Here is a 13,815-nt window from a genome sequence, read left to right on the forward strand (position 1 = left end):
CATGGTTTTAACTTTGCTACATTGGAGGCTAGTCTTCGTCAATTTAATGCTAGCACTCGTAAAGTAAACTGAGCACTTGTTAATTTGGCGGAACTGAAAGCCAAATTAATTCAACCATTGAATGTTCTAGTGCATTGTCGCTAGATGCTATGGGCACTAACTGAATTAAGCCTTAATATAAGCTTCTAAAGTCAATATTTACTTAGGTTGTTAAGCCCGCACCTTTTAAAAGTATTTTGATACACATAGAGACGAGGAACAGACAGCTTACGCTTGTACACCAAATCAGCACTAACCAGCCGAGTCGATAGGCGAGGGATTTCGTTTGGGTCGTCATGTTGATCTCCTGCATATGTAAAGTCATCTAAGGTGAATCAGCGACCTAAGCCAAGTTAGCTTAGGTCGCGTTGTGGGAAGCCTCTTTTACCTGAGTCATGGCTAGTGATAGCCTGCATCCTTGGTTACTTTGCCGCGGAACACGTAGTAGCTCCAAAAGGTATAAACCAAAATCAGCGGGATGATCATCAGGGCGCCGACGAGCATAAAGCTTAGGCTGCTGTCGGGGGCTGCTGCCTGCCAAAGGCTGATGTTGGGTGGAATAATGTGCGGCCAGATACTGATCCCTAAGCCACTAAATCCTAAGAAAATCAGCCCTAGAGTGAGTAGGAATGGCTGATAGTTATCATCACGATTTAGGGATTTTATCAAGGCCCAACTGCAGGCTAATACCAGTATTGGCACTGGGGCGAAGTAGAATAAATTCGGCAAGCTAAACCAGCGCAGGGCAATATTGGGTTGCACGAAGGGGGTCCATAAACTGACTAAACCTATGGTCATAAGCAGGCATAAGGTCAGTGCTCTGCCGAGTTGTTGCATGGTCGTTTTAAGCTCGCCTTGGCATTTTTTCACCAGCCAAGTCGCGCCGAGCAGAGCATAGGCCAGCATAAGACCAAAACCGCAGAAAAGTGAGAAGGGCGTTAACCAATCGAAACTACTGCCGCTAAATTGTTGGTTACTCACCGAAATGCCAGAGATAAATGCCCCCAGTACTACGCCCTGTGAAAAGGTGGCCGTGATAGAACCGAACATAAACGCTTTATCCCAGAATGGTTTAGCTTCTGCGCCTGACTTAAATCTAAACTCAAATGCCACGCCGCGAAAAATCAATGCCAGCAGCATGATGAGCAGCGGTATGGTTAGCGCTTCGAGCACTATGGCATAGGCGAGGGGAAATGCACCGAGCAGGCTGGCGCCGCCGAGCACTAACCAGGTTTCGTTACCATCCCAAACGGGGGCGACGGTATTAACCATAATATCCCTGTCGTCTTCGTCGTGAATAAAGGGAAACAGTATGCCGATGCCGAGATCAAAGCCATCCATCACGATATACATTAAGGTGGCAAAAATGATGATCCCGAACCAAATCAAGGGTAGATCGAATTCCATGGTGAGCCCTTAAATATGTTTAAGATTGAATAAGTAAAACTAGATTCATTTACTTTAAAATTAATGGCTTGTTGCCGCGATATCTGGCCCTTTGCGGATGAGTCGCATCATATAGCGATAACCAACGCCGAAGATGCCGCAGTAACTGACGATGAAAATCCCTAGACTGATACTCAGGTGGGTAACGCTGTGGGAAGACACGGCATCCTGAGTGCGCATCAATCCTTGGATCACCCAAGGTTGACGGCCAAGTTCGGTAGTGAACCAGCCCGCTAGTGTGGCGAGCAATCCGGCGGGGCCGAGCACCAATACAAATCGCAGAAAGTGTTTGTTGCTGTAGAGGCTGCCTTTGCGCCTGAGATAAGCACTCCACAGTCCAGCAAAAATCATCAATAAGCCTAAGCCGACCATGAGCCTAAAACTCCAGAACACTAACAACACATTGGGTCTGTCCTCGGCGGGATACTCAGTCAAGGCTGGCACTTGTTTGCTTAAATCATGCTGTAAGATCAGGCTCGCGAGCCCTGGGATTTCGAGACTGAAGTGGTTTTTCTCTGCGTCCATATCGGGAATCGCAAACAAGATAAGCGGTGTGGGTTTGTCACCCTCATTACGCCAATGGCCTTCCATCGCCGCTACTTTTACAGGTTGATATTCAAGGGTATTTAAACCATGAAAATCGCCAATCACAGCTTGCAGCGGCGCGACAATTAACGCCATCCACATCGCCATAGATAACATCTTGCGGATCGCGGGTGTGTCGTTACCTTTGAGTAAGTGCCAAGCCGCCGATGCACCCACAAAGAAAGCTGATGAAATAAAGGCCGCCACTGTCATATGGGCTAAACGATAGGGAAATGAAGGGTTAAACACTATCTGAAACCAATCCACTGGAATAACGCGATTGTTCACGATTTCAAAACCTTGGGGCGTCTGCATCCAGCTGTTTGAAGCTAAGATCCAGAAAGTTGAGATAATCGTACCCGTGGCGACCATACAAGTGGCGAAGAAATGCAAGTTTTTGCCTACCTTCTGCTGACCAAATAGCATGACCCCCAGAAAACCCGCTTCGAGGAAGAAGGCGGTGAGGACTTCATAGGTGAGTAGCGGCCCAGTTACGCTGCCCGCGAAGGCGGAAAAAGCACTCCAATGGGTACCAAATTGATAGGCCATCACTATGCCTGAGACCACACCCATGCCGAAGTTAATCGCAAAAATCTTCGACCAAAATTGATAGAGTTGTTGGTAAACCTCATTCGCTGTTTTCAGCCATAAACCTTCTAATACTGCTAGATAGGTGGCGAGGCCGATAGTGATGGCAGGGAAAATAATGTGAAAAGAGATGGTAAAAGCAAATTGGATCCTAGCGAGTACTGTGGCATCAAAATCAAACATAATTTCCTCGAGCGATAGGCATTTCTCGTTACAAAGGCATTGTTCTAGTCGCGTTCACTGAACCCTAAATTGGCTTGACGGTGAAAGCTTGTGTGCTATTAGACCATGGGATATGCTAGCTATAACAGACACAGAATATCTTGGCTTGGCTATAACAGATGACGAAGTATGAGCAGTTAGCGCAGGAATTAAAGACACGAATAGCCCAAGGTGTCTGGCAGGCGGGGGACAAGTTGCCGTCGCTGCGCCAAACTGTGGCCGATTCGGGCTTGAGTCTGATGACAGTGCTCAATGCCTATCAGTTATTGGAAAGCCAAGGCGTGATCTCGGCGCAGGCTAAGTCTGGCTATTTAGTGGCGCCAAAGCCGGAATTAATCGCGCGGCAGGGAGAAGCCTTTCGTTATCCCGAGCGACAAAAGCCGATTTATCTTTCCGATAGCGTGGATATTAATGAATTTGTATTCAATGTGCTGCAGGCTTCAAAGCAGGCGGATATAGTGCCCTTTGGCTCAGGATTTCCCGATCCTAGTTTATTCCCACAACAAGCACTGGCGCGATCTTTGGTTAAGGTGACTCGGCACATGTCACCTTCTTTTGCCGCCGATAATTTACCGCCAGGAAATGCGGGATTGCGTAAGGCTATTTCCCAACGTTATGCCAAATTGGGCATGAGCATTTCGCCCGACGAAATCATCATTACCTCGGGTGCCATGGAGGCGCTCAACTTGAGTTTAGCGACGCTGACTCAAGCGGGGGATTGGGTTGTCATTGAATCACCGACCTTTTATGGTGCGATGCAAGCGATTGAGCGGCTTAAGCTTAAGGCCATTGCGGTCGCGACCGATCCACAACAGGGGATTGATCTCGAGGCGCTGGCAGAAGTATTAAAAACCTATCCAGTGAAAGCCTGCTGGTTGATGAGCCAACATCAAAATCCCTTAGGTTGCAGCTTATCGGATGCTAAAAAACAGGCGCTTTATCAGCTACTAAACGAGCATAAGGTCAGTCTGATTGAGGATGATGTTTATCAAGAACTCTATGTCGACTCGAGCGCGCCAAGGCCAGTAAAAGCCTTCGATACCGAAGGACGGGTGTTGCACTGCGGCTCATTTTCTAAGTCTTTGATTGCTGGTTATCGTGTCGGCTGGGTGGCGGCGGGATGCCATGCACCGCAGTTACAACGCTTACAAGTCATGTCGACGTTATCGACCAGTGCGCCGATGCAGCTCGCCATCGCCGATTTTATTCAGTCGGCGCAATATGAACGGCATTTGAAACAGTTACGTAAAAAGTTAGCCAGCCGTAAATTGGCCATGTATCAATTATTGTGCGCGCATCTGCCCGAATCTGTGGGGGTCAACTTCGCGCAGGGCGGCTATTTTCTCTGGTTAGCGCTGCCATCACACATGGACGCTACACAAATTTATTATCAGGCGATTGAGCGTGGGATCAGTATTGCACCCGGAAATCTCTTTAGTAATCAGGTCGAATTCCGCCATTTTATGCGTTTGAATGCCTCATACGAGTGCTCGCCAGAGATAGTCTCTGCGGTCGTGGTGCTGGCCGAACTTATCCGCAACAATTTGCGCCGAAGTTAAAGGCTGTGGCTAAAAATTTTTAGACTTCTAGATGTCTATCTGTTAGCTTGTTGAACATGCACAAATCTTGTGCAATTCTCAATGTCGATTGAATACTGGGCTGCTACGGATTAAGGAAGGGAAAATGAAATTAGAGTCACTGGCATTACACCATGGTTATGAGTCAGAAGCGACCACGAAGGCGGCCGCAGTACCTATCTATCAAACGACCTCTTATACTTTCGATGATACCCAGCATGGTGCTGATTTATTTGACTTAAAAGTCGCTGGTAATATTTATACTCGGATAATGAATCCTACGACTAGCGTGCTAGAGCAACGTCTGGCGGCCATTGAAGGCGGCATAGGTGCGCTGGCCGTAGCATCGGGTATGGCGGCGATTACCTATGCGATTCAAGCCTTGACTCAAGTTGGCGATAACATCGTCAGCACCAGTCAGCTCTATGGCGGCACTTACAATCTGTTTGCCCATACGCTGCCGCGCCAAGGCGTTGAAGTGCGCATGGCGGCCTTCGATGATTTTGAAGGCCTCGATGAGCTGATCGATGACAAAACTAAGGCCTTATTCTGCGAATCGATTGGTAATCCAGCCGGCAATATTGTCGATTTACAACGTTTAGCCGAGATTGCCCATAAGCATGGCGTGCCTTTGATTGTCGATAATACGGTCGCGACTCCAGTGTTATGTCGCCCCTTTGAGCATGGCGCCGATATCGTTATCCACTCTTTAACTAAATACATTGGTGGCCATGGAACAACGATTGGCGGGGTGATTATCGATTCAGGCAAGTTCGATTGGGTGGCGAATAAGGAAAGATTTGCCTTACTCAACCAAGCCGATCCTTCTTACCATGGAGTGGTTTACACAGAAGCCTTTGGTCCTGCGGCATTTATTGGTCGTTGCCGTGTGGTACCGCTGCGTAATACCGGCGCCGCACTGTCACCGCACAGTGCATTTTTACTGTTGCAAGGCCTTGAAACCTTAAGCCTTAGAATGGAGCGACATTGCTCGAATGCCTTGGCATTAGCGGAATATCTGGTGTTGCATCCGGCGGTGAGTTGGGTGAACTATGGTGCCTTGCCGAGCAGCCCTTATCAGGATAATTGCCACAAGATCACTGGCGGAAAAGCTTCAGGGATCATCAGCTTTGGGATTAAAGCGGCCACAGCAGAAGAAGGTAAGCGTGCTGGCGGACGTTTTATCGATGCACTGCAGATGATCCTGCGTTTAGTGAACATTGGGGATGCGAAATCCTTGGCCTGCCACCCTGCGAGCACTACGCACAGACAGCTCGATGCCGATGAACTGGCAAGGGCGGGCGTGTCTGAGGATCTTATCCGTATCTCGGTTGGGATTGAGCATATCGACGACATCATTAACGATGTGGCGCAGGCGCTCGATAAGGCACTGGCGAGCAAATAGCTCGTATCGAATAGTCCATATTAAATAGCCGATACCTCATCGCTTTATTAAATCGTTAACAGTAAAAAGCCGCCATCGATTAAATTTGATGGCGGCTTTTTAGTGCTTTAAAAACGATGTTAATCTTGCTGCAGTCGATTTCTCGCCTTCTGATAGAAGTAAGAAACTGTCAGTAAAATAACCCCGATCAGCATAAAGGCAATCACCTTTTGCACTAGCTCGAATGAAGCCATATCCAGTAATAGCACCTTAAGTGTCGATAAGGTAAATAGTCCAGCAGCGAGGCGGATCATATCGGCATTTTGTGGTTTTAAGCTGATAAACATCAACACACTGCCATGGATAACCAATAAAATCGCGCTGAGCGGTGCGGCAATAATGTTATCGAAGCTATAACTCCACATGAAGTAACTTAAGGCGAGTAACAGATGCCAACCCCACTTAAGTCCTTGTAAAGGTAAGATGCGTCTATGCAAGCGTATTGCTGCACCGTGCTGCAAGATAAGCCTTGCTAGGAGTGCCAGTGATAAAAACTCGATTAACACAAACGAGGCATTATCACGATTAAGCCCGAGTGTTAGCTCAAAATGCAACATGATGGGCTGCAGGGCTAAGCCTAACGTTAGGCCATAGGCGAGATGATAGCTTTCCTTTATTGCGGCTTGGATTTCGGCTGCGAGGGGGAATTTTGCGCTATATGAGGTTTGGCCTACAGATGCCTGACTTACACCTCTCAGGCTTAAACCTCTTTGGATTAGCAATGCAAAATAACCACTTAAGGCTAATGCTGTCATGGCTATTCCTACTAGCTCAGAATGATTAAAGCCATAAACGATCACGGCCGTTACCAGTGCAAAGTAATAAGGGCTCAATTGCCATTGTAGTTGCAGCAAGGGGCGCCAATGCTCGGGTAATTGGCGGTAGCGGAGCAGGGTGAAGCCCATAAACAGGGCGCCAACGGCCAGCGCCGCGAGTCCTTGCCAAGCGTGAATAAGGCATAGCGAGGCTGTCATCAGAACCGCTAGCCAAGTGAGGATTTTGGCTTCTATGTTCAAACTCTTATGTTTAACAAAGTAGGCTAAACCTAGGCTCATAAAGGTGCTCAGCCAGAGTGCGATAGCGGTATATTCCCAATGGTTGCGGATGATTTTGGGCAGCAGAATAAGCGGCAGCAGCAAATAGCAGAAGATTTGCATCGTATAAGCGGCTTTGGCAAATAAGGCATCTTTATAGTGGCGACGATACCAATAATGGGCCAAGAGTAAGGCGATAAATAACTCAAACCGTGCCAGTTTTGCCATAAGCGGTTGGGCACTAAAGCTAAAACTGCCTGTGAGCATTATGCCTTCAACAACCTTAAACAGCAGCGGCAATAGTAAGAGCCAAGCAGCAAACTCGCTCACAACGAGTCTGTCCTTTGCGCTCAAATACAGCAGTAATAGGCTGACCAGTGGCAAGATGGCGAGGTAGTAATCGCTACTCAGAAGGTAAGCCGCGAGGATAATTGTCGCCACATAAAAACCGCTTAATAGCTCTTTTAACACTCTGTTTAGCTGACTTTCTAGGGTCGAAAGTAACGTATGATGGAGTGTTAATAGCCGAATCACTAAGACTAAGGCGGCGCAACTTAAAGCCAGTGCCAACAGTGGAAAGCCAAAAGCTGACAAGGGAGAAATTAGCGCCCCATCGATAAAGCTTGATTCTAAAAGGCTCATGCCTGTCAGTACACTAGACGCATTGAGCCCTAATCCCATCAGCAGCAATACATAGGCTTCGGCGCGAACGGAAATCAGTTCTTCTTTGGTGCCAATCCACAACAGTAATAAGGCTTCGAGCAGTAAGACTAATCCGAGGAAATCGTGGCTGAGTAAATACAGTGCGGCAAATCCCGCAAAACTGCCTGCAAAGACTAACAATAAGCCGCTGCGGGCTTTTTCTAGGTTGCCTGTGCGCTTCCAATAGAGGGCTGCGCAAATCAGGGCGTTGGCCGCAAAGATTTCCCCTGCGAACTCAGTAAATTGCGTCAACTCTAATAACACAAAGGCGAGCAATGCTATCGGTAGGGCGAGTATGCGATGGCTCAGTGCATTATGTTTTTCATCATGATGGGTAAACTGCTTGGTAAATAGTAGGCCGGTGATGCCGTAGAGATAAAAGAACGCATTAATACTGATAAGTGCGAGCAGACTGACGCCACCAACGTCGCTGAGTGGTAATTCAATGAAATGGCTAAAAGCTTCGATGCAGCCTATGTGCAACAGGGCGGTGATTTCCAGTAGCAGCGGCCACTTAAGTTTGCGACTCTGGGCAAGGGCGCCCGCACCAATAAGCAGTAAATAAGGCAGATACAATAGCGGCGCATAGCTTTGGGATAACAGCATCATAGGCGCGGTCGAGCCACCGACTAAGGCGATCACGGCGATCACTTTGGCATCTAAGCGCATCGACAGGCCATAACCTGCCAAAGTGATCAATAACAGTAAGATAAAACTCGCGCTATTGGGAATTAACTCAAAATACGGCCCAATAAAGTACGCGCAGAGATAATTAAGTATGAGTCCGAGTCCGACAATACCAGAGCCAAAATCCGCCATACCCGCGCGTTTTTGGCGAATAAAAATCCCGCCTATGATGATAGCGTTCGCGCTGGCAAACCCGAGTAGCGCTTTGCCAAGTTCAGAAAACCAATGGTTGATTGAATATTGCAGTAAATAACCAAAGCCTAAGGTCAGGGTGATAATGCCTGCGACAGTCATTAAAAAGACAGGTCCTAATCCCTTGGCCTGATAATGATGGTAGAAAGATTTGACTTGCTCGTTGACTGCCGCAAAGGGTGCCATGACGGCCGCGAGTCCTTGGGATAACAACTCATCAAATTGACTCGCCGCTTGCACGCTTGCCTGCAATTTGACTTCATCACTCAGCTGTTGATTTTGCGCTTGAGAAAGGTGTTCGGTTTTAGCGGTTTGTTCTGTCGGGGTATTTTTCGTTTTTCTTTGCCAAGGGTCTTCTTGCCGAGGTTCACTTGGTATAGGGCCTTGCTGCCATGGGTTGGGTTCTGCTGGGGCTGGCTCTACGGAAGCTGGCTCAAGGGTTGGTGTTTGTGCCGCATAGGTTAATGTAGGCGCGTTATCGGCGGCGGTGAGCACAGATGCAATTGATGAAGCACTCGCTGCCATATTCAGAGTGGTTTCAGTGGCATCTTCAGTTGCAATTTGCTGACTTAACGTCTCGAGCTTAGTGGAGAATTCTGCTAATTGACGACTTAGCGAAGATTGCTGCGATAAATGCAGCGATTGTAACTGTGCCAGCTCAGCTTTTAGTTGGGCAACGTCATCCTTTAACGGCATATCTCATTCCTAAGTGTTTAAGTGCTTAACTCATAAACCTTTGTCGGCAAGAAGTGTACTTGTATGTGTATTTTTCAGCTAGTTGTTGTTGATTTTTAGGAAATCTCCGACTGCTATTTTTCCAACATGTCATTGCTCTGCATAAAAAGAGCCCTGTATAAAAAAGAGCCAGACATTGCTAGCTCTCATTTAACGTGTCAATTTCGATGAGGTTATTTTTTCTGTGCCTGCAGGATCACAAATTTACCGTTGGAGGCGACTGTGGTGCAGTTCTTAAATAAGCGCTGTAATTTTACATGGTAAGCCAGATGACGGTTACCGACGATATGTAAGATCCCCCCCTCTTTTAAGCGGCGGCGGGCATCTAAAAACATTTGCCAGGCAATATGATCGGTAATGGCTTCACCTTGATGGAACGGCGGATTACACAGTACTAGATCTGGCTGCACATCATCGGGCAGATGCGTCATGCAATCGTCCCAATAGAAGTGGCCTTTGTCTACGGGCAATTGGTTGCGTGCCCAGTTTGCCTTGGCTGATGCGACTGCCATTTCAGAATCGTCGATAAAGTGAATGTCAGCCTCTGGGAATAACTGGGCGGTGCGTAACCCCAGCACACCATTGCCACAGCCGAGATCAACAATCGACTTAAAATCCCCTTTGGGCAGATTCTCTAGCATGATGCGTGCGCCAATATCGAGTTTGTTGGCGGCAAACACATTACTTAGATTGCTGATCTCAAGTTGATATTCAGGTACGGCCCAAGTGACGTCTTTGGCTAATGGTCTTGGTTTGCCATCACTGACACAGGTGATCACTCGCGTGTTTTTCCACGCTAAACTGGCGCTTGCGGGGCCTAAATGCTTAGCAAAAATGTCGAGTAAGGCGCCATTAATCGATTTGGCTTTGGCGGCCACTAATACACGAGTGCCTGCGGGTAACACTTGCGACAAGCGCGTTAGCTGGTGGGCAAAGTAGCTTAAGTTTTTAGGCAACTTCATCAATACTAAGGCTAAGTTTTCTGGCAAGGTATCGCGGCTGGTAAACCATTGCAGATTATCCATTGGCAACTGATTGCGGCCATGGTTTTGTTCTGTGCCTAAAAAGCTGGTTCTGGCATCGGTTTCAACAAATAGCGGCCAACTTGGATGCAATTTAGATAAACCGCAGCTTAAGGCGCCGAAATTGTCGTTGATAATGGCGGTTGGCACGGCGGCTTGCTCTGACTCAATAAGGCTTTTGAGTAAGTGTTCATCGGCGGCATCCCAAGCTTGAAGATTAGATTCCTGCTGAGCCGGATACCGTAAGAGTTCGAGTTCAACACCCGCTACTGAAAATTGTGTTGTCATGTGCCACACTGCGCCAATAAATTTAAGGCGCAGATTATCGCAGATTTCATGGCGCAGTGCGACGGCTCGCATGGAGGACGTCAATGCAGCAAGGTAAGTTAGGGTTTGATACAGAGGGGGAGGCTCAAATTAAACCGCCCATCACCTTAGTGCGGGGTTATCTTAATGCTGAGCAGCAAGCGGCGCTAATGAAAGAAGCGCTGACCTATCCCTTAAGTCGCCCTGAAATCCAAGTCTTTGGTCAGTTTCACGTTATTCCTCGCCAGCAAGTGTGGTTTGGCGATTTGGGCTGCGACTATTTATATTCAAGACTGTTTATCCGCGCCTTACCTTGGCCTAAATATGCTCACAAGTTGAGGGATAAGTTAGCGCGGGATTATGGTTTGGAGAGCAATGGGGTATTAGTGAATCGCTACGCCGATGGTAAAGATTGTATGGGCGCCCACAGTGATGATGAACCTGAAATAGCTCAAGGGAGTCATATTGCTTCTATTACCTTAGGCGCCACGCGGGATTTTATGCTTAAGCATAAGCACAGTCAAACCAAGTACAGCATAAGTTTGCACAGTGGCGATCTACTGATCATGCACTGGCCTATGCAAAGTGATTGGTTACACAGTTTACCTAAACGTTTGAAAGTAAAAGAGCCGCGTTGGAACTATACCTTTAGACAACTCATCGTTAATTTCCATGGTTAATTGCCTCCCGCTAACTGCCTATGGTGAAGCACTGCGAAATATGGCTGGATATAAAGTGGTAGGGCATCAACAAATTGAAAGCGTGAATTTGATCTTTTCAATTTGAAGCAGTACTCTGCGGCAACTGGATTTCCCCATTCTGAGACTCGAATATGTCCAATACTCATGTGCAGGGCACTGTGGCTAACACTATTTCGCAGAAATTAACCGAATGCTTCTCGCCGACCCATTTAGAAGTGATTAACGAAAGTAATCGTCACCATGTACCACCGAATTCAGAAACCCACTTTAAAGTTGTGCTGGTGAGCGAGCAGTTTGATGGCTTACGTTTATTAGCCCGTCATCGATTGGTCAACACTCACTTAGCCCATGAGTTAGCCAATGGTGTGCATGCTTTGTCTATTCATACTTTCACTCAAAATGAGTGGGATGCGAATGCACAAGTACCTAATACGCCAAATTGTCGCGGTTAATTAATCGCTCAGCAATACTGTTTAGCTTAGATTTTAAGGCCACTCCTCATCGAGTGGCTTTTTGTTTTAGGCCAACTTAAGACCATTTTTGGGTTTGCCGACTTTAGTTTCTAGTTTCCCTACCTTAGTTTCTGTGTTAACAATATGTTTTATTTTAAGAGGTTGGGCGATGTGATTGTCGATACCCATCCTGAGTGCATTTCCATGTCAGTTGGATCCATGTGCTCGTTTGACATCAGAGAGAGTATTAAAAATGCGTAAGTTAGGGAGTTTGTTTATCTCAGTGCTGCTGATGGGACTGAGCGGCTGTAACCCCGTCTCCAGTGATGCGCAAAGCGTAGCCGCTTCCCATGCTGCAACTGATGTTCCCCACGCTTTACCTGCTATTGAATGGCGTCTTGCAACCTCTTGGCCGAAAAACTTCCCCGGTTTAGGCATGGCTCCTGAGCGTTTTGCGCATTTAGTCGATGAAATGTCTAACGGTCGGTTAAAGATTAGCGTTTATGGTGCGGGTGAGTTGATGCCTGCTTTTGCCGTATTTGATGGTGTGAGTCAGGGTAAAATTCAAATGGCCCACTCCGCTTCTTTCTACTGGAGAGGAAAAGCGCCCGCAGCGCAGTTTTTTTCATCGATCCCATTTGGTATGACCGCGCAGGAAATAAATGGCTGGCTTCACTATGGCGGTGGTATGGAGCTGTGGACTGAAGTGTATCAACCCTTTGGGATAATCCCCCTCGCGGGAGGCAATACTGGGATGCAGATGGGCGGCTGGTTTAATAAACCCATCAATACCATTGCTGATTTTAAGGGATTGAAGGTCCGCATGCCGGGCTTAGGTGGTGAAGTGTTGAAACGTGTTGGTGCTGTACCTGTAAACATGGCGGGGCGTGAACTTTATGGTGCACTGCAAACGGGGGCGATTGATGCCGCAGAATGGGTAGGGCCAGTGAATGATCTTGCCTTCGGTTTACATAAAGTGGCTAAGTACTACTATTACCCTGGTTGGCATGAGCCAGGTTCAAATATGGAATTCTTGATTAATACCGCTGCCTTTGAGAGTTTACCTGAGGATTTACAGGCCATAGTCAGAGTTGCTGCTAGAGCCATTAACCAAGATATGCTCGATGAATACACGACCCGTAACGTGACCGCCCTTGAAACGTTAGTGAAAGACGAAGGTGTGGAACTTAAAGCGTTTCCACCGAACGTCTTGTTGGAGCTTGAGAAAATCTCCAAACAAGTGATTGAAGATCAAGCGAATCAAGATCCCTTAATGCGAAAGGTGTACGATGCTTATCACGCGTATGAGCAGGGTGTGCGCCAGTACCATAAAATATCTGAGGATGCTTACAGTCAGCAGCGTCAACACTAAATGATGTTTTTTACTGCAAACTGTCACATTAGCATCTGATTTATATGAGATGATTTCATCTTAGATTATCTTGTTATCGGCGTAATTCATTTGGTGTTATGCTTGCAAGCCATAAATAGACAGTTACAGTGGCGTTGATGTCGCCCTGAGAATTTGGAGATCCCTATGCCATTACTTGATAGCTTTACCGTCGACCATACTCGGATGAATGCCCCTGCGGTTCGTATCGCTAAGCATATGAGCACGCCAAAGGGCGATGCCATTACTGTATTTGATTTACGTTTTTGCGCACCGAATAAAGAGATCCTCAGTGAGCGTGGTATTCATACTCTAGAGCATTTGTTCGCGGGTTTTATGCGTGACCATTTAAATGGCAGCGATGTTGAGATCATTGATATTTCGCCAATGGGATGTCGTACCGGTTTTTATATGAGTTTGATTGGTGAACCCACAGAGCGCCAAGTGGCCGATGCGTGGTTAGCCGCGATGGAAGATGTGCTTAAAGTGGTTGAGCAGTCTGAAATCCCTGAGCTGAACGAATACCAATGTGGTACGTATGAGATGCATTCATTAGAGCAAGCACAAGATATCGCCCGTAATATTATTGCTGCAGGCGTAAGTGTTAATCGTAATGACGATCTAAAATTAAGCGATGAAATTCTAGGTAATCTGTAATTGTTCGCACTCTTATAGTATGAGAGTGCTTCTTTA

The 13,815-nt window shown here is 47.1% G+C and carries 11 protein-coding genes; 6 read left to right on the top strand and 5 right to left on the bottom strand.

Annotation, left to right across the window (positions count from 1 at the left end; genetic code table 11):
* Positions 1-202 precede the first annotated feature (202 nt).
* The 3 genes from GWI56_RS11540 to GWI56_RS11550 all read right to left on the bottom strand — a co-directional run bounded on the left by GWI56_RS11540 (position 203) and on the right by GWI56_RS11550 (position 2,841).
* Positions 203-337, bottom strand: coding sequence for a DUF2474 domain-containing protein (locus tag GWI56_RS11540; protein ID WP_105250029.1), 135 nt, complete (start codon positions 335-337; stop codon positions 203-205).
* A 101-nt stretch (positions 338-438) separates the two neighbouring features.
* Entirely contained in the window at positions 439-1,446 is a 1,008-nt protein-coding gene (cydB, locus tag GWI56_RS11545; protein WP_105250028.1) for a cytochrome d ubiquinol oxidase subunit II, read from the bottom strand.
* Positions 1,447-1,506: 60 nt separating this feature from the next.
* Complete coding sequence (locus GWI56_RS11550; RefSeq protein ID WP_198572963.1) at positions 1,507-2,841, bottom strand: cytochrome ubiquinol oxidase subunit I; 1,335 nt, start codon at positions 2,839-2,841, stop codon at positions 1,507-1,509.
* A 158-nt stretch (positions 2,842-2,999) separates the two neighbouring features.
* On the opposite strand from GWI56_RS11550, the gene GWI56_RS11555 reads away from it, so the two are divergent.
* Both GWI56_RS11555 and GWI56_RS11560 read left to right on the top strand, forming a co-directional pair.
* On the top strand, positions 3,000-4,439 hold the full coding sequence (locus GWI56_RS11555; RefSeq protein WP_198572964.1) for a PLP-dependent aminotransferase family protein: 1,440 nt from the start codon (positions 3,000-3,002) through the stop codon (positions 4,437-4,439).
* Between the two features lie 124 nt (positions 4,440-4,563).
* Positions 4,564-5,862 carry an aminotransferase class I/II-fold pyridoxal phosphate-dependent enzyme gene (locus GWI56_RS11560; protein ID WP_198572965.1) on the top strand — a complete coding sequence of 433 codons (1,299 nt, stop codon included), beginning with the start codon at positions 4,564-4,566 and terminating at the stop codon, positions 5,860-5,862.
* Positions 5,863-5,981: 119 nt separating this feature from the next.
* Here GWI56_RS11560 and GWI56_RS11565 read toward each other — a convergent pair whose 3' ends face one another.
* The gene (locus GWI56_RS11565; protein WP_198572966.1) at positions 5,982-9,212 is read right to left on the bottom strand and encodes a DUF2339 domain-containing protein; all 3,231 of its coding nucleotides are present in this window, start codon (positions 9,210-9,212) and stop codon (positions 5,982-5,984) included.
* Positions 9,213-9,424: 212 nt separating this feature from the next.
* The gene (locus tag GWI56_RS11570; protein WP_198573014.1) at positions 9,425-10,561 is read right to left on the bottom strand and encodes a methyltransferase; all 1,137 of its coding nucleotides are present in this window, start codon (positions 10,559-10,561) and stop codon (positions 9,425-9,427) included.
* Positions 10,562-10,644: 83 nt separating this feature from the next.
* Here GWI56_RS11570 and GWI56_RS11575 point away from each other — a divergent pair, with 83 nt between their 5' ends.
* The 4 genes from GWI56_RS11575 to luxS all read left to right on the top strand — a co-directional run bounded on the left by GWI56_RS11575 (position 10,645) and on the right by luxS (position 13,779).
* Entirely contained in the window at positions 10,645-11,259 is a 615-nt protein-coding gene (locus GWI56_RS11575) for an alpha-ketoglutarate-dependent dioxygenase AlkB (protein WP_198572967.1), read from the top strand.
* 152 nt (positions 11,260-11,411) lie between these two features.
* Positions 11,412-11,732 (top strand): BolA/IbaG family iron-sulfur metabolism protein, encoded by a 321-nt coding sequence (locus GWI56_RS11580; RefSeq protein WP_028761572.1) that lies wholly within the window; start codon positions 11,412-11,414, stop codon positions 11,730-11,732.
* A gap of 253 nt (positions 11,733-11,985) precedes the next feature.
* Complete coding sequence (dctP, locus tag GWI56_RS11585; RefSeq protein WP_113939872.1) at positions 11,986-13,104, top strand: TRAP transporter substrate-binding protein DctP; 1,119 nt, start codon at positions 11,986-11,988, stop codon at positions 13,102-13,104.
* A gap of 165 nt (positions 13,105-13,269) precedes the next feature.
* Positions 13,270-13,779, top strand: a complete 510-nt coding sequence (gene luxS, locus GWI56_RS11590) for an S-ribosylhomocysteine lyase (protein ID WP_028761570.1) — start codon at positions 13,270-13,272, stop codon at positions 13,777-13,779.
* The last annotated feature ends 36 nt before the right edge of the window (positions 13,780-13,815 follow it).

The sequence above is a fragment of the Shewanella sp. DW31 genome (genome assembly GCF_015767295.1).
GTDB lineage: Bacteria > Pseudomonadota > Gammaproteobacteria > Enterobacterales > Shewanellaceae > Shewanella > Shewanella oncorhynchi.

Coding starts and splice junctions, on each gene's coding strand:
- GWI56_RS11540 (WP_105250029.1), bottom strand. CDS start 337: ATGACGACCCAAACGAAATCCCTCGCCTATCGACTCGGCTGGTTAGTG.
- cydB (WP_105250028.1), bottom strand. CDS start 1,446: ATGGAATTCGATCTACCCTTGATTTGGTTCGGGATCATCATTTTTGCC.
- GWI56_RS11550 (WP_198572963.1), bottom strand. CDS start 2,841: ATGTTTGATTTTGATGCCACAGTACTCGCTAGGATCCAATTTGCTTTT.
- GWI56_RS11555 (WP_198572964.1), top strand. CDS start 3,000: ATGACGAAGTATGAGCAGTTAGCGCAGGAATTAAAGACACGAATAGCC.
- GWI56_RS11560 (WP_198572965.1), top strand. CDS start 4,564: ATGAAATTAGAGTCACTGGCATTACACCATGGTTATGAGTCAGAAGCG.
- GWI56_RS11565 (WP_198572966.1), bottom strand. CDS start 9,212: ATGCCGTTAAAGGATGACGTTGCCCAACTAAAAGCTGAGCTGGCACAG.
- GWI56_RS11570 (WP_198573014.1), bottom strand. CDS start 10,561: ATGACAACACAATTTTCAGTAGCGGGTGTTGAACTCGAACTCTTACGG.
- GWI56_RS11575 (WP_198572967.1), top strand. CDS start 10,645: ATGCAGCAAGGTAAGTTAGGGTTTGATACAGAGGGGGAGGCTCAAATT.
- GWI56_RS11580 (WP_028761572.1), top strand. CDS start 11,412: ATGTCCAATACTCATGTGCAGGGCACTGTGGCTAACACTATTTCGCAG.
- dctP (WP_113939872.1), top strand. CDS start 11,986: ATGCGTAAGTTAGGGAGTTTGTTTATCTCAGTGCTGCTGATGGGACTG.
- luxS (WP_028761570.1), top strand. CDS start 13,270: ATGCCATTACTTGATAGCTTTACCGTCGACCATACTCGGATGAATGCC.